This is a genomic window from Spirulina subsalsa PCC 9445, from assembly GCF_000314005.1.
Classification (GTDB): domain Bacteria; phylum Cyanobacteriota; class Cyanobacteriia; order Cyanobacteriales; family Spirulinaceae; genus Spirulina_A; species Spirulina_A subsalsa.
In genome coordinates, this window is the sequence record NZ_JH980292.1 from 1,021,524 (window position 1) to 1,039,483 (window position 17,960).

Here is a 17,960-nt window from a genome sequence, read left to right on the forward strand (position 1 = left end):
TGGGGAATTGAGGGGATCCGGTTGGCTTAGGTGAGGGCGGCGATGGATACCTTGGCGGCGACTTGTTGGGCGATCGCACGCAAGGCCTGAGCCGATGCCGAATCCGGTTGGGCTACTACAATGGGAATTCCGCGATCGCCCCCTTCCCGCACCGGGACTTCTAACGGCACACAACCCAATAAAGGAACTTGTAACTCCTGCGCCGTTTTCTCCCCGCCCCCAGAGCCGAAAATATCATAACGGCGGTCAGGCAAATCCGGCGGGATAAAATAACTCATATTCTCCACAATCCCCAACACCTTCACCCCCAACTGCTCAAACATTTTCAGGCCTCGTCGGGCATCCAACAACGACACCGTTTGAGGAGTCGTCACAATCACCGCCCCAGACATCGGCACCGCTTGCGCCAAGGTTAACTGAGCATCCCCCGTCCCCGGCGGTAAGTCAATCACCAAATAATCCAACGCCCCCCAATTCACCTGATAGAGAAACTGGCGAATAATGCCATTTAACATCGGCCCCCGCCAAATCACAGGTTGATCCGGGTTAATCAAAAACCCCATCGACACCATCTTAATCCCGTGATTAAAGGCAGGTTCGAGAATATCCTGACCTTGGCCATCCTTCTGTACCTGTACCTCGGCCGCCGTCAACCCCAACATAGTCGGCGCATTGGGGCCATAAATATCCGCATCCAATAACCCCACTTTCGCCCCCGCTTGAGCCAAAGACACCGCCAAATTCACCGCAACGGTACTTTTCCCCACACCACCTTTTCCACTGGACACGGCGATAATATTTTTCACCCCATCGACTCCCTGACGGTCTGGGAGGGATTTCTGCTGAGGGGTTTCGGCCGTCACGTCCACCTCTACGGTTTCCACCCCGGACAATTGCTTAACCGCCTTCTGACAATCTTCCACAATAAACTCCCGCAACGGACAAGCAGGCGTAGTTAATACCAGAGTAAAACGTACCGTTGACCCCTCAATTTCCACATTGCGAATCATGTTGAGTTCGACCAGACTTTTTTGCAGTTCAGGGTCTTGAACCGGACGCAACACCTCTAAGACGGAATCCCTATCAAGCATTTTTATTGTGATCTAATCATGTGTTCTCTGGCTTCATCTTAGCGGAACTCAGGCCGCGACTCTCTCTGCCGCATGAGCTAAATTAGCGGCTACTCGCGCCACATAGGGACGAATGACCCACCAGAGAAAGGGGGATAACCAACCGCGCAGGGTGACAGAATAGGAGACATAAGTCCCGCAGACCGTAGATTCCACCCGATAAGTCACCCGGTTTTCAATGCCCGGAATCGCTAGAAACCTTACACTGAGCAATTCCCGAGGACAAACTTGTTCGACAAAAATCCGAATGGGAATCGGTGTAAAGCGCGTCACCACCTGATAAATTAACCCCGGTTTGGGAACTAACCCATTGGGGACATTGGTTTGATTAATAATGGGATGCCAAGAGACATCCGCCAAGTTAATAATTTTTTGCCATAAGGTATCGACTGAAGCATGGCAAAGAACGCGATACTGCTTATTGAGGGAAAAGCGACAGAAAATTTTCCCGCGACTGACCAGCAGTTTAAATGAAAAGTGAAGAATCATAACACCCTTCCCCCAGCAACGATCAGGCAAGTTTTCTATTGTACGGGACTTCGTGTCGAGTTGGGGGGGATTCTCAAAAACCTTCACAAGGAGAATCCCCTGTTTTGGGGGACGTTAATCCCTAAAATGCCAACGGGGTTGATGATTATTGACGGCCTCGACTAATCCCAAGGCGATAAAGTTCGCTAGGAGTGCTGAACGGCCATAACTGAGGAAGGGGAGAGGAAGACCCGTAACTGGAGCTAGTCCAATGGTCATGCCGACATTAATTAGCACTTGAAAAGCAATCATGGACAGAACTCCAATGGCAAGCAAGGAGCCAAAATCCTCTTTGGAATTTTGGGCAATTAAAATTAAACGCAGACACAACCACCAAAAGGCAATTAGCACTAAGGCACTACCCACAAAGCCCAATTCTTCCCCGATGACGGAAAAGATAAAGTCGGTGTGTTGTTCAGGAATAAAGTTTAATTGGGTTTGGGTCCCTTGATGTAAGCCTCTCCCCCACATGGAACCTGAACCGATAGCAATGCGGGATTGAATGAGGTGGTAGCCTCCCCCTAATGGGTCTTTTTCGGGCTGTAGGAAGAGGGTTAAGCGGTCTTTTTGGTAGTCTTTGAGGAGTCCCCACATAAATCCGCCAATCCCCCCGGCTGTAACGTTGGCGAGAACCGCAAAAAATGTTCCGACTACGCGCCAAGGGATGGTAAACCAAGCCAGTAAACTCATCAGACCGACCCAGATAAACCAACTGGGAAGATAGAGATTATAGAGAAGGGCGGCAATCATGGGGGATCCCATTAAGATTAACCATCCGGGGTTCACGTTCGCCCAATACAACATACTGAGGGTAATTACGCCAAACACAAGGGAGGTTCCCAGGTCGGGCTGCAAAACGACTAAGGCCCAAGGAATAACGGTGACACCCAAGGCTTGGAGTAGAAGGGTCAATTTAGAACTAGAGCGGTTTTGTAGAATGGCCGCTTGGGTAATAATTAGAGCAACTTTGGCAAATTCTGAGGGGATAATGTTGAAGTTTAGGATGTTGATCGAACGTTGAGCGCCGTTGGCTTCTACACCAATTAAAATCACAATAACTAATGTGATGTTACTAAGGGCGTAAATTACCCAGTGCCAGTGGAGAAAGGTTTTATATTGCCAACGAGCAATACCAAAGGCGATCACTAAACCAATTAGCCCGATTAACCAATGTTGCCACCAATCGGTGTCTCGGCTGGAGGTCAGTGCAGCCGAACGGATACTCACTCCACCGAGGAAGGTTAAAAGAATGACTAATCCCATGAGAATCCAGTCAATTTGCTGCCATCCTCGGAGCAACAGTTTCCAGTGTAGAAATTTATTTTGGGTTTTATTGAGCATAACCAGTTAAAGGAACGAACACCACTTAAGAAAGGGCTAGGGGTTCTGGATTTGTAGGCATTGAACGGCTATAGGTGGAAATGATCTGAGTGTTTCCTTACTAAGGTATAGCATCTGATGCCATTTCCGGGGGGGAGAAATTTTAGGGACTCTGGTTAAGACTTTATACGAATCGGGAACAAGAAACATCCGGATGAAAGCTGATATAGCGTTTTCGCGACTCATGAGGTAGACCTTTGTTAGACGCTCTGTTCCCTGTTCCCCGTTCCCTGTTCCCTCAAACTAGAGACTCTATACCTCGCCAGTAGGGAAATTGCTATATTTCAAATTGATAAGCGAGGGGCGGGAGGGGAAACGGAGTATGGGAGAATCAGTATCCAAAGGTTTAATCGTTGATTTTTCAAAGTTTTATGACTGTTGCTTCACCAAACATCCCAACTCCACAGCAAGCGGCTCCGCCTGCTGATTCTCGTGAACGAGTCAGTGCTTTTATGAAGCGCATACAAGATGAAATTTGTCAAGGTCTTGAAGCGTTAGATGGTCAAAATAAGTTTGACGAGGATTCTTGGGAGCGAGAAGAAGGTGGGGGTGGGCGATCGCGTGTGATTCGAGAAGGGGGGGTTTTTGAACAGGGAGGGGTGAATTTCTCTGAGGTGTGGGGCCATCAATTGCCTCCGTCCATTCTGAAACAACGCCCGGAAGCAGCAGGTCATGGGTTCTATGCGACGGGAACTTCAATGGTTCTCCATCCCCGCAATCCCTACATCCCCACGGTTCACTTGAATTATCGTTATTTTGAGGCGGGTCCGGTGTGGTGGTTTGGCGGTGGGGCGGATTTAACGCCCTATTATCCGTTTGCCGAAGATGCCCAACATTTTCATCGGACGCTGAAGGAAACGTGCGATCGCCATCATGGGGAATATTATCCGGTGTTTAAACGCTGGTGTGATGAATATTTCTATCTCAAACACCGTCAAGAAACCCGAGGCATTGGGGGGATTTTCTTTGATTATCAAGATGGTCAAGGAGAACTCTATCGCGGCCCCGATGACCAAGGAGAGGCCGCCCAATACAGTCGCGAAGTGGGAGCCATTGAATCCCGCGATTGGGAGGCTTTATTTCGTTTTGTAGAAGATTGTGGCAAGGCGTTCCTCCCGGCCTATGTTCCCATTGCCGAAAAACGACGAAATACAGAATATGGCGATCGCGAGCGGAATTTTCAACTCTATCGTCGCGGGCGTTATGTAGAGTTTAATCTGGTCTACGATCGTGGCACGATCTTCGGACTCCAAACCAATGGTCGCACCGAGTCAATTTTGATGTCTCTTCCCCCTCTTGTGCGCTGGGAATACGGCTATCAACCCGAACCCAATACCCCCGAAGCCCAGTTATATCAAACCTTCCTCAAAGCACAGGATTGGGTGAACTGGTCTACTCATTAATCCCCCAGCTTCTCCCCCCGGAAGACTCTAAAGTGACCCTCTGGGGGACTCCTCCCTCCCTAGAAAAATCAGCCGTTTAAAGATTTCACCTCCTCGTCTTCGTGGCAAGGGTTGAACAGGTCAATAAAAATGGTAAGCTGTATGAAGAGTCACTAGGTATAACCTAAGTATTGAGACTCAGACCAAAGCCGCTCAAGCCCGCCTTGGCTGAACAGAAGTTACCACTTGAGTTCTTGAGGCTAATTGACGAGTGATTCATATCGAACAAAAAAACCACACAACCAAAGACGGTACCACTGTCATCGTTCTAGCACCGACGGGTCGTTTAGACATTACGACAGCTTGGCAGTTTCGTTTAAAACTCCAAGAATGTATTTCTAAGCTTAGTCCCCATGTTGTCGTTAATCTCAGCCAGGTGAACTTTATTGATAGCTCTGGCCTAACTTCACTGGTGGCTGGCATGCGAGATGCGGATAAAGTAAAGGGTAGTTTTAGGATTTGTAATGTTCACCCAGAAGCGAAGTTAGTCTTTGAAGTGACCATGATGGATTCTGTGTTTGACATTTTTGAAGAGGAAGAAGAAGCGTTGGAAGGTGCGCCTCGTACCATGGCAACTTAACCATTAATCACCAAATGATTAGTCACCAAATGATTAGTCACAGGCTGAATCCTAGGGGGTTTTCCCCATCAGATCAGCCCTCAAGTAGCTGTTGTACTTGGCGGTGAATCCCAAAGAAGAAGCCTAAGCGGTTAGAGGTTCTCCCGGCTTTTTTCCTTCGACCTTGAGTTAATTGGCTCAATCAAACTCTCTCCATCTCGGTCGGAGGGGGTTCTTATTTTGTGCCAAATGCCTAGGAATTGCCCATCCCCAGGTGTGTGGGGAGCAGGGGAATAGTGAATAGCTAAAACTCTTTTATTTTAGGGAACGGGGAACGGGAAGGGGGAGGTAATAAGTAATAAGTCTTAATTCCTTGTCTCCCTCTCTCCCCCTCCTCCCGACTCTCTAGGGCGCAAGCATTGCGCCCCTACACCGATTCCCGATTCCCTACTCCCTATTCCCTCAACCCCTAACTTTGGGTCTTAACTGGTCAAGATTAGTTTTGCTCCTCGGGTGTGTCCCGTGGAGTGCCGGGGGAAGCGTTATAAATGGCATCTAGTTGTTCTCTAGCATCTTCCACATTAACGGAGCGCATAATTAAGAGGGGTTCATCGGTCAGTTGACCATTTTCATCTAATAACTCCGGGTGGGATACCCGTTGGGGAGTGCGATTAGTTGGAGTTCGTCCGGGGGGACTGTTGCGACGAGTGGATTCTGTACTGACCGTAATTAAACTGCGAATGAGATTACTAATGGCCAAAAAGGCAATGACCGTAAAAGCCAAAATGTAAAGGATATGTAACATAATCAGGAAACCCCCTTAATTATTTTGATCTCACAGTGGTTGATTGTGTGAACTACCCCACCCAGCTAAAGGCGAGGTCTGTTTGTTAAAAGACTTTTAAACTGGCTGAACAATTTAAAAATAGGGCATTAACAGCAGTGGAACTGGGGAATCAAGCAGAAACTCATCGGTTGTTCTGATCAATGATCATAAGCTAGTGATGAAAAAACACAATTCAAGAACGATTTAAGAAAAAGTTGTGTTATTATTCCCCAGATCAGCTTGCCAAGCGCGCCAACGTCGGGAGATTTGCCAGCATTCCGTGACTAAACGATGCCAAGGGATAAGGGTGGTCATCTCAATACCTACACGATGGTTCATGGTTTGACAGAGCAATTGAGCGGCACTGACTTCCTTTTTAGCGGTTTGTAGCCGCAAGAGAAGCTGGTTTTGTTCTTGGTCTGTCAAAAATGGTATTTTCTGAGATTCTAACAAGGTTTGCGATCGCCCAAACCAGTCCTGGAAATCCTCCAGTAAGGGTTCTAGTATCTGTTTGAGCAGGTCATTCTCCGGTGGTTGTGATCCAGACATCCGTCTAATTCCAGTGTACGCTTTGTACTCTCATTCGGGGACTAAACCCCTTTTTTTATTGTAACTGTTTGTTACGGATTCTCAGATTATCTCCCGTTCCTTGGCTCAAAACTGGTAATCTACCGCCAAAATATCCGCTAAAATCGGCTTAATCTTCTCTTGAACAATTTTTTGGTGAAAGGGATGCTGTTGATAGCGTTCCAATTCTTCCAAAACATTGAGACGCACCACTAAACCATGAGTAAACCCTTGAGAACGGTTGGTGAGGTTTTCCCCACAAGAGACGCTCACCACTTCCGGGATATTCCCCGGCATATGGTTAAAATCATCTAGAATGGAGGCGATCGCTTCAGGAGTCGCTTCGGGTTTCCATTTAAACAACACAATATGTTCTAGCATCGGCTTTAGGTCAACTCATAGAAAGGACAAACCCATCCAGTGAGAACCATTCGCGCATCACCTCTAGACGGAGTTTGTTCTCAAGAGAATGGGGGGTAAGTCATTCTAGCGGGTTTATTGACCGCCAGTAAAGGCCATTTGCCAAAAGGCATTCTCCAGTTGAGCAATTCTGACAAAGACCGATTCTGCCTGTTGTTCGACCGTTTCGGAAGCTGTTTCTAGGACTGCATCAGCTTGTTGTTCTAAGATGCTGACATATTCCGTAAATGCCACATTTCCCCAGCGATTCGCAAATTCTGCATAGGGTTCTGGCATGGGACCCGGAAGTTGCCAACCCTGATTATAGGCTAACTCAATCGCCCACAATCCCACGGCTTGCACCGGATAGGACATCTCGGTAATTTCCAACAAAAAGTCACAATACTCTTGACAAGTCGCTTGTTTTATGGTCGACAAATTTAGATCCCGTTGGGTAGCTTTATCTCGAAACCAGTTTAATTCATCTTTAAGGGCATTTAACCCCCCTAAAATACTATCGAAATGTTCCACAGGAGCCGCGTTCAAAATGCGACCCACTAGACGGGTAAACTCAACAACAAAGAGATAGTCTTGCACCAGCCAAGTATTAAATTGAATCGGTTGGATTGTGCCGAGTTTACACTGACCTAAAAAGGGGTGAATGGTGGCTTTTTGCCAGAGTTCTGTGTGTTTATCGAGCAGAGTTTTACAAGTTAACATGATATTTAGCCCCCCTATAAAACCCGGAGAATACTAGCAATATTAATATCCCGTACCGATTCTCCTTGAATTTCCTCTAAAGCTTGACGGAAATTCTTTTCTTGCACATCATGAGTCACAACCACTACTTCCGCGAGATGGTCTTGAAACCCGATTTGTACAATAGATTCTAAACTCACGCCATGATTGCCAAAACAGGTTCCGAGATGACCAATCACTCCCGGACGATCTCCACAGAGGAAACGGACATAAAAACGGGTTTCGAGTTCAGAAATGGGGGTGATAGTGCAGTAGTGTTGATGAGAGCAACCGAGAAGAGGATTTTTCTGGCTACTTGCCAACAAACTAAATAAATTGAGTAAATCCGAGACAACGGCGCTGGCTGTTGCGCCTTTCCCTGCACCGGGGCCGAAAAACATCACTTGTCCGAGGGGTTCTCCTTCCACCAAGATGGCATTATAAACCCCGTTCACACTGGCGAGGGGGTGATCTCTGGGAACAAAGGTGGGGCCGACGCGCACCTGTAGGGAGCCGTGGGTGTGTTCATCTCGTTGTGCGATCGCCAACAACTTCACCACAAAGCCCAAATCCTCAGCATAGGTGATGTCCGTAACACTCACTTGGCGAATCCCTTCCCGTTCGATATCCTCATAGTGAATCCGCCCCCCAAACGCCAAAGAAGCCAGAATCGAGATTTTATCCGCCGCATCAAACCCATCCACATCCGCTGTCGGATCCGCCTCCGCATAACCCAACCGTTGGGCATCGGCTAACACCTCCTCAAAATCCGCCCCTTCCGTTTGCATCCGGGTCAAAATGTAGTTTGTCGTGCCATTAATAATCCCCGTGACACGCTGAATTTTATTCGCCCCCAGAGACTGTTTCAGCGGTTGAATGATGGGAATTCCCCCGCCCACAGAAGCCTCCAACAACACATAAACCCCCGCCGCATTAGCCGCCGTGTAGATTTCATCCCCATGACGGGCAATTACAGCTTTATTCGCTGTCACAATATGTTTTTTCTCAGCAATCGCCTTTAAAATCAGGGATCTAGCGGGTTCAATCCCCCCGATTAACTCCACCACCACATCCACCTCCGGATCCGTGACAATGGCCTCTAAATCCGTGGTGAACAACTCCCGAGGCAGATCAACCGCCCTAGGTTTATCAAGGGATTTAACCCCCACCCGATGAATTGCCATCTCCTTAATCAGGGGGTTACGTCCCGTTGGATCTAGTAAAATTTCGGCGGTTCCCGTGCCAACCGTCCCCAATCCCAACAAGCCAATCTTCAATACCACAGTCTTATGCCCTTTTTACACTCTTTCAATATCCTAACCCTTGAGGGGTCGCGCTGCATTCCCCCTAGGCAGGTTGCAATGTATAGCAGATCACAGTAGTAGCAGATTAAGAATGACTGTCCCAAGGGATACCAATACCTGATAAATTTAGCCTGTATCGGTAAAAATAGAAAAAGTAGACGATATGAGAGTTCTAGTTATTGGTGGGGATGGTTACTGTGGCTGGGCAACAGCCCTCCATCTCTCAAACAGAGGCTATGAGGTCGCCATTCTAGATAACCTAGTGCGACGCTACTGGGATAGCAAATTGGGCGTAGACACGTTAACCCCCATTGCCCCCATTCAAAAACGATTGCAACGTTGGCATGATCTTACAGGCAAAAAGATTGATCTGTTTGTTGGCGATATTACAGATTATGATTTTCTGTTGAAATCCTTGCAGCAGTTCCAACCCGAAAGCATTGTTCACTTTGGGGAACAGCGTTCCGCTCCCTACTCCATGATTGACCGAGAACACGCCGTTTTCACCCAAGTGAATAACGTTGTGGGTACTCTCAACATTCTCTACGCCATGAAAGAGCATTTCCCCGATGCTCATCTGGTGAAACTCGGCACTATGGGAGAATACGGCACCCCCAACATCGACATTGAGGAAGGCTACATCACCATCGAACACAACGGACGGAAAGACACGCTCCCCTATCCGAAACAACCGGGCAGCTTCTATCATTTATCCAAAGTCCATGATAGCCACAACATTCATTTTGCCTGTAAGATTTGGGGTCTGCGTGCCACGGACTTAAACCAAGGGGTGGTTTATGGGGTTTTAACCGAAGAAACTGGCATGGATGAGATGCTGATTAACCGTCTGGACTATGACGGGATTTTCGGCACCGCGTTAAACCGTTTCTGTATTCAAGCGGCCATCGGACACCCTCTGACGGTGTATGGGAAAGGGGGACAAACTCGCGGTTTCTTGGATATTCGGGACACAGTGCGCTGTATGGAGTTAGCTATTGCCAATCCCGCAGAACCGGGACAATTCCGCGTGTTTAACCAGTTCACGGAATTATTCAGCGTGGGGGATTTGGCGATGAAAGTCAAACAAGCGGCCGTCACGTTGGGGTTAGATCATGTCCAAATCCAAAATCTGGATAATCCTCGGGTGGAATTGGAGGAGCATTATTTTAATGCGAAAAATACCAAATTGCTGGATTTAGGCTTACAACCTCATTATTTATCGGACTCGTTGTTAGATTCTTTATTAGCCTTTGCGATTAGTTATAAGCACCGGGTCGATAAACAGCAAATTTTACCGAAAGTATCTTGGCGACGCGGTTAATTGTTTAGCCCATTTTTCCAATTATCAATTATCAGTTCTTCCCCCCTTCGTAGGTTGGGTGAAACGAAGTGAAACCCAACAATCCAGGGTAAATCTCACCCAACCTACGGGATACAATCTACGGGATAATACAACTCTCTCATAACCCCATACCCTACCCATTCAAATTAACCTGTTAAATCACTATGCGAATTGCTCTATTTACAGAAACCTTTTTGCCCAAAGTTGATGGCATTGTGACCCGTTTACGTCACACCGTTGAACAATTACAACGCCAAGGGGATCAGGTTCTCGTGGTCTGTCCCGATGGTGGGATGAAGGAATATCACGGAGCGAAAATTTATGGGTTATCGGCCTTTCCTCTGCCCATGTATCCCGAATTAAAAGTAGCTCTCCCTCGTCCCTCCATTCGGAAGGCTTTAGATAAATTTAAACCGGATTTAATCCATGTGGTGAACCCCGCGATTTTAGGATTGGCGGGGATTTACTATGCCAAAATGTTGGATCTCCCCCTGGTGGCTTCTTACCATACCCATCTACCCCAATATTTACATCATTATGGTTTCGGCTCTTTAGAAGGGTTTCTCTGGGAGTTACTGAAAGCGGCTCATAATCAGGCAGAATTGAACCTTTGCACCTCTACGGCAATGGTAAATGAGTTAAGCCGTCATGGGATTGAGCGGGTGGATTTGTGGCAGCGGGGGGTAGATACGGATATGTTTCAGCCTAGTCTCGCTTCGGTGAAAATGCGCGATCGCCTCTCCCAAGGCCACCCAGAAAGTCCCTTACTCCTCTATGTGGGGCGCGTCTCGGCCGAGAAGGAAATTGAACAAATTAAACCCATTCTCGAAGCCATCCCCGGTTCCCGTTTAGCCATTGTGGGGGATGGCCCCCACCGGGCGGCCTTAGAACAACATTTTCAAGGCACCCCCACCCATTTTGTGGGCTATTTACGGGGGATGGAATTAGCCTCCGCTTTTGCCTCGGCGGATGCCTTTGTCTTCCCCTCCCGCACCGAAACCCTCGGTTTAGTGGTCTTAGAAGCCATGGCGGCGGGCTGCCCTGTAGTGGCGGCTAATTCCGGCGGCATCCCCGATATTGTCACCGATGGGGAGAATGGCTACTTATTCGATCCCCAAGATCCCCAAGGGGCGATTAAAGCGACCCAGCGCTTGATTGCGGCCTCCCAGGAACGGGAAACCCTACGGGGGAAAGCGCGTCAAGAGGCCGAACGCTGGGGATGGGCGGCGGCCACTCGTCAACTCAAAGGTTATTATCAAGGGGTTGTGGCGGCTCATCGCTTACCCACTGCGGCTTAAGCATAACAAAAGGCCATTCTTCCCGTATTTTTGCTAATCTGTTAGCAGACTCATCTGGGTCAGGCGATCGCGCCCTTTGTCCTCGCTAGAATTTCTCAGGGCCCAAAGAACAAACTCATGGTTACTTCTGCCAAGCGCAAACGCAAACGGAAAAAGAAAACACTGGCTCAATTGCTGTTGCAAACCCTCATTAGCCGTTATCCGATCTTCTTTTGGGGGAGTTTATGGGCGATCGCCATGATGCTAACAGTAGGGGCAACCGTCAGCTTGCTCAACCCCGCCATTCAACCCGCCCGAGAACCCTTGCCCCTCCCCGCCAACTTGACCCCAGAAGGTCGGGAAGATAACACCCCCACCGGAAACCTCAATGAGCGGGGAACCGAAGCCCCAGAACGCGCCCTCCGTCCCTATGATCCCAACCCCCCCAAGCGTTCCCTTAACCCCTTGGAGATTCTGCCCTTTTGGTTAATCAGCTTGATTTCTGTTGGTTGTGCCGCCAGTTCCATGATCATGACCTTGGTGTTGCGCCATTTTTGCAGTCCCCGTCAGCGTCTCAAACAATTGCCCCCCGCCCGTCCGGTTTATCAACTTCCTCCCGCTCGTTATCCGGAAGTTGAACGGAATTTCGACTATCCCCAATATACCCCCGTATCTCCTCCTAGGGAGATGCCCCGGGTCATGGCAACTCCTAGAGCATCTTCACCCCCATCCAGAAACGTTGCTCGCCCGGTGTCCCATCAGATATCTTCTGTTCCCCAGTCCCGAAATGTGAGCCGAACGGTTGAACCCCAGATCACCATTGTTCCTCCGGAAATGGTGACACCTCTTGATTATCCCAGTCACAACGGCGAAAGCGCCCCCCTTTCGGGCAACTTAGCCGAACAGATGGATCTGCGCCGTCGTTATACTTTATCTTCCTTGATGGATAACTTGTAGCCGGAAAATCCCCAGCTACTCTAATAACCAAGCAAACAACTCCTGAACAGAAACCTGTAATTCATGGGCAAAGGATGGTACAGGAACAATTTCATCAGGTCTATCCCATACTTCGGGTTCCTGTTTAGGACGATAGACAAACAGGGTTTGTTCATCGGGATCAATTAACCAACCCATTGCAGTTTCATGTCGCAAACAGTGAAGGATATTCTTTGTTACCTTGGTTTGGCTTTGATCGGGAGAGAGGATTTCAATTGTCCAATCTGGCGCAATGGGGAAGGTATTGGCAACTTCCCCATTGTGATCACGGGGAATTCGATTCCACAGGAAAACGGCAATATCGGGAACAGTTGAACGACCCCCGAAGGTACAGCGTAGCTCAGGAAATGCCCGAGCAATACGCCGGGACTTTACCACCTCATTGATGGCAGAGACAAGTTCCCCTTGAATTGCACTATGTTTCCCTTGAGGCATTGGTTTCTGAATAATTTGACCATCTATGTATTCTTGGGCTGGTTTCGTCTCTGGTAATCGCAAAAATTCTACTAAGGTCAGTTTTTGGACTGGTGCTTGTACCATTTCGACTTTCCCCTTGATCTGCCCGATCAAAAACTACTCTCCATTCTACCTAGGGTCTGCTGAATATCCCTCTAAGCACTGTTCCCCGTTTCCCACCCGGAGCAGAGTTATTCAGCAAGCCCTACCTAGAAGACAATGGGACACAGATCCCTCGATTTGAGCTAAAGTGGCCTTGGAAGCGATGGGGGAAGTTAGCGTAATGTGGAAAAAAATTTGGCAATGGATTAAAAAGGGCTGGCAGCGTCTTTTCGGTCGGTCAAAGTCTACAGGTGTTTCTACTCCCTCAGTTGCGCCCGAACGGGAGTCAGCACCTCGGGCTCCCCTAAGTGATAGTGATATTGAGTTTCTCTTTACCCAGTTATTGGAAGGGGTGTCTCATGGGTGGCAGTCTCACCGCGTCCAGAAGTTTTTTGAGCAAAGTCAAGAGCGGGTGAGTTTTGTTCAGTGGGTGAATTGGCTGCAAGGGTTTGGGGGGAGGGTGTTAGCCTCTGGGGTTCCTAACTTAGAACTGGCAAGGCGTTTAGAGTTACTAGCGATTCAAACTCAGTATTTAGAAAAAGGTTGGGCTGAGGTGGGGGCCGTGGCCTATGCGATCGCCTCTCAACTCCTACAACAGCCAAGTCAAGGGGTGATGCAGGAAAACAACAGCCTCGCGGCGGGAGTTCAAGATCCGGCTTGGTCTTCTCTACCCCCGCCCAATGCCGCTAACTTAGAGGAGGGGCAAGAAGTGCTAACCCTCGAACAGTTGGTAGAACGCATGACAGAGAAACCGGAATTGAGAAAGGCGATCGCGCAACAAGCGGGCATTGAAAGCGAAGATCCCCAAACCATTGTTCAGGCCTTAGTGCAAACCCTCTTAGCCCAACAACAACAGGGACCCCCTCCTGAAGACAGCCCAAGCAACGATTAAGATAGAAAACACTCCCTCATTAAAAAAATCATGGAATGGATTGTTCTATTGCTCACAGGTTTACTCTCCGGTGCAACCCCCACCGGATTTATTGTTGAGAGTATCGTAGAAGGTAATTTGCGCTCAAGACTCGCTGGAGTGGATACCCTCACCGTGCGCATTGATAACACCCCCAGTCATCAACTTCTACAGGGCAAAGTGGATCGAGTCCGTCTAGCCAGTCGAGGCGTTCACCTCACCCCCGATTTACGACTGGATACCCTAGAACTGGAAACCGATCCCCTCAATGTTGATCTCCAACAACTCCGACAAGGGGGGAGGGATTGGCGGAATGCTTTACGTCAACCCGTACAAGGGGCGGTGCGCCTTGTTCTCACCGAGGCGGATCTCAAACAGGCGCTACAATCTCCCCAACTGCGCGATCGCCTACAAAGCCTCGTCACCAACCTCGCCCGCAACTTCCCCGGCACCGCTCCCCAACAATACGAACTCTCCGACCTCGATCTAGAATTTTTAGGCGACAATCGCCTCCGTCTCCAACTCCAAGCCCGCTCCTTCGATGCCACCGGAGAAGACAGCGCCCAATTAACCCTAGACATCACAGGCAAACTCGTTATAGAAGGCGGCCGACGCATTCAATTCAGCGAAGCCGACATCTTACTCAACGACAATCCCCTCCCCCCCATGTTCGCTAACATTGCCCTCTCCGCCCTCAACAGTCGCCTAGACCTTGATGTTTTAACCCAACAAGGCATTACCGCCCGTCTTCTACAATTAGACATCGACGACGAGCGGTTATCTCTAGCGGCCTTCGTTCGAGTGGAATAATAGGGAGTCGGGAATCGGGAATTGGGAGTCGGCAAAAGGCAAAAGGTACTTATGCAACAGTAATCACCCCCTGCCCCCCTGCTCCCCCCCATTCCCCGTTCCCTAAAATCAAGGCACAATCAACACCGGACAAGGAGAGAGATTAATCACCCGCGTAGTGACACTCTCCGACACCCCCTCCTCCGTTAACCCCATACCACTCGACCCCATTACAATCAGATTAGCCTCCAACTCATCAGCCACATCACAAATCGTAAACGAGGGCATCCCTTCCCGTTCCATAACCTCCGCTTGAATCCCTTGTTGCGCAAAGGCCTGTTTAGCACCTTCCAGCAACTTCTCCACCGCTTCCGCAGAAGTCATCACCTCCGCCGTCGCCTCCCCGTGTTCCGTGGGGGGATTTTCCACCACAGACAGCAAAACCAGACGACTATTGTAAGTTTTGACAATATCCTCTACAACCTTAGCCGCTTCGCGGGCTTCGCGGCTTGCATCAATCGGAAACAACACAGTTTTAAACATCAAACATACCTCCAGTAACACCCACTCCGGTACAATCGGCTAGGGAGTAATCCCAAAAACTGAGATCCCCCTGAGTCTCAAGAGCAAATCAGGCTAAACAGCACACACTAATAGAATAGAACGCAATTAGGAGGATATCCTTGTGTCGAAAAAAAGCGTAGCAAATTTATCAGCCAGTGATTTAACCGGAAAACGGGTTTTAGTAAGAGCCGATTTTAACGTTCCCATCGACAACGGGAGCATTACCGATGATACTCGCATTCGCGCCGCTTTGCCTACCATTCAGGACTTAATCAGCAAAGGCGCGAAAGTTCTGTTATCCAGCCACTTTGGCCGTCCCAAAGGGAAAGTCGTTGAAAGTATGCGTCTTACCCCCGTAGCTCAACGTCTGTCTGAGTTACTAGAAAAACCCGTTACCATGTGTCCCGATTGTATTGGAGATGAAGTCGCCGCTATTGTCAACGGCATGAACAACGGCGATGTCGCCTTACTCGAAAACGTCCGCTTCTACGCCGAAGAAGAGAAAAATGACCCCGACTTTGCCAAAAAGTTAGCCGCGAATGCTGATCTGTACGTCAATGACGCTTTCGGAACCGCACACCGCGCTCACGCTTCGACGGAAGGGGTCACACAATACCTCAGTCCCAGTGTAGCGGGTTATTTAATTGAGAAAGAATTACAATTTTTACAAGGGGCCATTGATAACCCCCAACGTCCTTTAGCCGCCATTATTGGGGGATCTAAAGTCTCCAGTAAAATTGGTGTCATTGAAACCTTACTCGAAAAATGCGACAAACTGCTCATCGGGGGAGGGATGATTTTCACCTTCTACAAAGCCCGGGGTTTAAACGTGGGCAAGTCTTTGGTAGAAGAGGATAAACTGGAATTGGCTAAATCTCTAGAAGCCAAAGCCAAAGAGAAAGGCGTGGATCTGTTATTACCCACCGATGTAGTCTTAGCCGATAATTTCGCCGCCGATGCTAACTCCCAAATCGCCAGCATTGAGAGCATTCCCGATGGCTGGATGGGATTAGATATTGGCCCCGATTCCGTGAAGGTCTTCCAAGACGCTTTAGCCGATTGTAAGTGTGTCCTGTGGAATGGCCCGATGGGGGTATTTGAGTTTGATCTGTTTGCCAAAGGGACAGAGGCGATCGCCCATACCCTAGCCGATTTAACCGAAAAAGGCGCAGTCACTATCATTGGGGGAGGTGACTCCGTGGCCGCCGTCGAAAAAGTCGGCGTAGCCAGCAAAATGAGCCACATTTCCACCGGAGGCGGTGCAAGTTTAGAATTACTCGAAGGGAAAGTATTACCCGGAATTGCCGCTTTAGATGAAGCTTAATTTTTAAAGCTTGCTATCCATAACATATCTTGATTAACTTGTCAATAACTTAGGGCATTTGGGCGCGTCTCAAATGCCCTTTTTTCCTTCATCTACCCCTAGGATTTGAGTTTTAATATTTTAGGGACTTTAATCCCTCTTCTAGGGGCAATTTATCAAGTCCCCCACCCCATACCTAACCCTCAAAAAACAACCTGATTTTGCTACAATCAAACAGTAGCATTATTTGAATTTATTATGACTTTTTCTAAACCTACCATCGTCGCCCTTTTTGCCGGATGTGGAGGATTAGATCTCGGATTTCGGCAAGCTGGATTTAATATCATTTGGGCAAACGAATATGATAAAGAAATCTGGTCAACCTACGAAAAAAATCACCCCCAAAACTTTTTAGATCGTCGAGATATTAGAAAAATTCCCTCAGCAGAAATCCCCAACTGTACAGGCATCATCGGGGGGCCACCTTGTCAGAGTTGGAGCGAGGGCGGATGTCAACGGGGCATTGAAGATGAACGGGGTCAATTATTCTTAGAATATATTCGCATCTTACAAGACAAACAACCTCAATTTTTCCTAGCTGAAAATGTTTCTGGTATTCTGCACAAAAAACATCAAGTTGCCTTAAAAAATATTCTGGCAGCTTTTGAAGAAGCGGGTTATGTGGTTTCGTTAAAACTGCTCAATGCCAAAGATTATCAAGTTCCCCAAGATCGAAAGCGGGTGATTTTAGTAGGATATCATATCAACTTAAACAAAAAATTCATCTTTCCTGAGCCTAATTCTAATTATTTAACGCTCAAAGATACTATCTGGGATTTAAAAGAGTCAGCCCTTCCTGCTCAAGAGAAAAATAAAACCAATGGGAGTAAATGTATTGTTCCCAATCATGAATATATGACCGGAGGATTTTCCACAATTTACCTTTCTCGTAATCGAGTAAGAGGTTGGGATGAGCCATCGTTCACCATTCAAGCAGGAGGTCGTCATGCTCCTATTCATCCCCAAGCCAATAAAATGATTCATGTCGGGAAAGATCACTTTATCTTTGACCCCAACTCTCCCTATTCTTATCGGAGGTTATCCATTCGAGAATGTGCTAGAATCCAGACCTTTCCTGATGCCTTTATTTTTGACTATCAAAACGTGGCCTCTGCTTATAAGATGCTCGGGAATGCCGTACCTGTTAATTTAGCCTATGCTCTAGCTAGAGTTATTTTTGATGATTTAAGAGGCGTTGAAAGCTTTACAGAAAAAGAAAAATCTACCACTATGGTTGGAGTTAATATTAATTAACCTCTATTAATTTAACCCATGATAACGATTGAGA

19 protein-coding genes are annotated in these 17,960 nt (G+C 48.1%); 9 read left to right on the plus strand and 10 right to left on the minus strand.

Going from position 1 to position 17,960, the window contains the following annotated elements; all coding sequences use genetic code 11:
* Positions 1–26: 26 nt before the first annotated feature.
* The 3 genes from SPI9445_RS0104900 to rodA all read right to left on the minus strand — a co-directional run bounded on the left by SPI9445_RS0104900 (position 27) and on the right by rodA (position 2,999).
* The gene (locus tag SPI9445_RS0104900; RefSeq protein WP_017303614.1) at positions 27–1,091 is read right to left on the minus strand and encodes an Mrp/NBP35 family ATP-binding protein; all 1,065 of its coding nucleotides are present in this window, start codon (positions 1,089–1,091) and stop codon (positions 27–29) included.
* A 48-nt stretch (positions 1,092–1,139) separates the two neighbouring features.
* Positions 1,140–1,619 (minus strand): hypothetical protein, encoded by a 480-nt coding sequence (locus SPI9445_RS0104905; protein ID WP_026079533.1) that lies wholly within the window; start codon positions 1,617–1,619, stop codon positions 1,140–1,142.
* Positions 1,620–1,733: 114 nt separating this feature from the next.
* On the minus strand, positions 1,734–2,999 hold the full coding sequence (gene rodA / locus SPI9445_RS0104910; RefSeq protein WP_017303616.1) for a rod shape-determining protein RodA: 1,266 nt from the start codon (positions 2,997–2,999) through the stop codon (positions 1,734–1,736).
* A 410-nt stretch (positions 3,000–3,409) separates the two neighbouring features.
* Here rodA and hemF point away from each other — a divergent pair, with 410 nt between their 5' ends.
* Together hemF and SPI9445_RS0104920 are read left to right on the plus strand one after the other, a co-directional pair.
* Complete coding sequence (hemF, locus tag SPI9445_RS0104915) at positions 3,410–4,441, plus strand: oxygen-dependent coproporphyrinogen oxidase (RefSeq protein ID WP_052646624.1); 1,032 nt, start codon at positions 3,410–3,412, stop codon at positions 4,439–4,441.
* A 250-nt stretch (positions 4,442–4,691) separates the two neighbouring features.
* Positions 4,692–5,060: an STAS domain-containing protein gene (locus SPI9445_RS0104920; RefSeq protein ID WP_017303618.1), complete on the plus strand. Its 369-nt coding sequence runs from the start codon at positions 4,692–4,694 to the stop codon at positions 5,058–5,060.
* Between the two features lie 475 nt (positions 5,061–5,535).
* On the opposite strand, the gene SPI9445_RS0104925 is transcribed toward SPI9445_RS0104920, so the two are convergent.
* From SPI9445_RS0104925 to SPI9445_RS0104945, 5 genes are all read right to left on the minus strand, one after another.
* A complete protein-coding gene (locus SPI9445_RS0104925) occupies positions 5,536–5,844 on the minus strand; it encodes a DUF2973 domain-containing protein (protein WP_017303619.1) in 309 nt (102 codons plus the stop codon).
* A gap of 225 nt (positions 5,845–6,069) precedes the next feature.
* A complete protein-coding gene (locus SPI9445_RS0104930; RefSeq protein ID WP_017303620.1) occupies positions 6,070–6,414 on the minus strand; it encodes a DUF2605 domain-containing protein in 345 nt (114 codons plus the stop codon).
* Between the two features lie 105 nt (positions 6,415–6,519).
* Positions 6,520–6,813: a Dabb family protein gene (locus tag SPI9445_RS0104935; protein WP_017303621.1), complete on the minus strand. Its 294-nt coding sequence runs from the start codon at positions 6,811–6,813 to the stop codon at positions 6,520–6,522.
* A 114-nt stretch (positions 6,814–6,927) separates the two neighbouring features.
* Entirely contained in the window at positions 6,928–7,554 is a 627-nt protein-coding gene (locus SPI9445_RS0104940) for a thiaminase II/PqqC family protein (RefSeq protein WP_026079535.1), read from the minus strand.
* Between the two features lie 11 nt (positions 7,555–7,565).
* Positions 7,566–8,852, minus strand: a complete 1,287-nt coding sequence (locus SPI9445_RS0104945) for a homoserine dehydrogenase (protein ID WP_026079536.1) — start codon at positions 8,850–8,852, stop codon at positions 7,566–7,568.
* A 184-nt stretch (positions 8,853–9,036) separates the two neighbouring features.
* Here SPI9445_RS0104945 and SPI9445_RS0104950 point away from each other — a divergent pair, with 184 nt between their 5' ends.
* The 3 genes from SPI9445_RS0104950 to SPI9445_RS0104960 all read left to right on the plus strand — a co-directional run bounded on the left by SPI9445_RS0104950 (position 9,037) and on the right by SPI9445_RS0104960 (position 12,449).
* On the plus strand, positions 9,037–10,194 hold the full coding sequence (locus SPI9445_RS0104950) for an NAD-dependent epimerase/dehydratase family protein (protein ID WP_017303624.1): 1,158 nt from the start codon (positions 9,037–9,039) through the stop codon (positions 10,192–10,194).
* Between the two features lie 185 nt (positions 10,195–10,379).
* The gene (locus SPI9445_RS0104955; RefSeq protein WP_017303625.1) at positions 10,380–11,513 is read left to right on the plus strand and encodes a glycosyltransferase; all 1,134 of its coding nucleotides are present in this window, start codon (positions 10,380–10,382) and stop codon (positions 11,511–11,513) included.
* A gap of 117 nt (positions 11,514–11,630) precedes the next feature.
* Positions 11,631–12,449 (plus strand): superantigen-like protein SSL4, encoded by an 819-nt coding sequence (locus SPI9445_RS0104960; protein WP_017303626.1) that lies wholly within the window; start codon positions 11,631–11,633, stop codon positions 12,447–12,449.
* 15 nt (positions 12,450–12,464) lie between these two features.
* On the opposite strand, the gene SPI9445_RS0104965 is transcribed toward SPI9445_RS0104960, so the two are convergent.
* Positions 12,465–13,028, minus strand: a complete 564-nt coding sequence (locus tag SPI9445_RS0104965; protein WP_017303627.1) for a Uma2 family endonuclease — start codon at positions 13,026–13,028, stop codon at positions 12,465–12,467.
* Between the two features lie 199 nt (positions 13,029–13,227).
* Between SPI9445_RS0104965 and SPI9445_RS24390 the strand changes: the two genes are divergently transcribed.
* A complete protein-coding gene (locus tag SPI9445_RS24390) occupies positions 13,228–13,938 on the plus strand; it encodes a hypothetical protein (protein ID WP_164674467.1) in 711 nt (236 codons plus the stop codon).
* A gap of 30 nt (positions 13,939–13,968) precedes the next feature.
* Positions 13,969–14,766, plus strand: coding sequence for an LmeA family phospholipid-binding protein (locus SPI9445_RS0104975; RefSeq protein ID WP_017303629.1), 798 nt, complete (start codon positions 13,969–13,971; stop codon positions 14,764–14,766).
* A 108-nt stretch (positions 14,767–14,874) separates the two neighbouring features.
* On the opposite strand, the gene SPI9445_RS0104980 is transcribed toward SPI9445_RS0104975, so the two are convergent.
* Complete coding sequence (locus tag SPI9445_RS0104980; RefSeq protein ID WP_017303630.1) at positions 14,875–15,288, minus strand: universal stress protein; 414 nt, start codon at positions 15,286–15,288, stop codon at positions 14,875–14,877.
* A gap of 142 nt (positions 15,289–15,430) precedes the next feature.
* Between SPI9445_RS0104980 and SPI9445_RS0104985 the strand changes: the two genes are divergently transcribed.
* Complete coding sequence (locus SPI9445_RS0104985) at positions 15,431–16,633, plus strand: phosphoglycerate kinase (protein ID WP_017303631.1); 1,203 nt, start codon at positions 15,431–15,433, stop codon at positions 16,631–16,633.
* Positions 16,634–16,870: 237 nt separating this feature from the next.
* On the plus strand, positions 16,871–17,926 hold the full coding sequence (locus SPI9445_RS0104990) for a DNA cytosine methyltransferase (protein WP_017303632.1): 1,056 nt from the start codon (positions 16,871–16,873) through the stop codon (positions 17,924–17,926).
* The last annotated feature ends 34 nt before the right edge of the window (positions 17,927–17,960 follow it).

Coding starts and splice junctions, on each gene's coding strand:
- rodA (WP_017303616.1), bottom strand. CDS start 2,999: ATGCTCAATAAAACCCAAAATAAATTTCTACACTGGAAACTGTTGCTC.
- SPI9445_RS0104960 (WP_017303626.1), top strand. CDS start 11,631: ATGGTTACTTCTGCCAAGCGCAAACGCAAACGGAAAAAGAAAACACTG.
- SPI9445_RS0104935 (WP_017303621.1), bottom strand. CDS start 6,813: ATGCTAGAACATATTGTGTTGTTTAAATGGAAACCCGAAGCGACTCCT.
- SPI9445_RS24390 (WP_164674467.1), top strand. CDS start 13,228: ATGTGGAAAAAAATTTGGCAATGGATTAAAAAGGGCTGGCAGCGTCTT.
- hemF (WP_052646624.1), top strand. CDS start 3,410: ATGACTGTTGCTTCACCAAACATCCCAACTCCACAGCAAGCGGCTCCG.
- SPI9445_RS0104925 (WP_017303619.1), bottom strand. CDS start 5,844: ATGTTACATATCCTTTACATTTTGGCTTTTACGGTCATTGCCTTTTTG.
- SPI9445_RS0104955 (WP_017303625.1), top strand. CDS start 10,380: ATGCGAATTGCTCTATTTACAGAAACCTTTTTGCCCAAAGTTGATGGC.
- SPI9445_RS0104975 (WP_017303629.1), top strand. CDS start 13,969: ATGGAATGGATTGTTCTATTGCTCACAGGTTTACTCTCCGGTGCAACC.
- SPI9445_RS0104950 (WP_017303624.1), top strand. CDS start 9,037: ATGAGAGTTCTAGTTATTGGTGGGGATGGTTACTGTGGCTGGGCAACA.
- SPI9445_RS0104905 (WP_026079533.1), bottom strand. CDS start 1,619: ATGATTCTTCACTTTTCATTTAAACTGCTGGTCAGTCGCGGGAAAATT.
- SPI9445_RS0104980 (WP_017303630.1), bottom strand. CDS start 15,288: ATGTTTAAAACTGTGTTGTTTCCGATTGATGCAAGCCGCGAAGCCCGC.
- SPI9445_RS0104965 (WP_017303627.1), bottom strand. CDS start 13,028: ATGGTACAAGCACCAGTCCAAAAACTGACCTTAGTAGAATTTTTGCGA.
- SPI9445_RS0104990 (WP_017303632.1), top strand. CDS start 16,871: ATGACTTTTTCTAAACCTACCATCGTCGCCCTTTTTGCCGGATGTGGA.
- SPI9445_RS0104900 (WP_017303614.1), bottom strand. CDS start 1,091: ATGCTTGATAGGGATTCCGTCTTAGAGGTGTTGCGTCCGGTTCAAGAC.
- SPI9445_RS0104930 (WP_017303620.1), bottom strand. CDS start 6,414: ATGTCTGGATCACAACCACCGGAGAATGACCTGCTCAAACAGATACTA.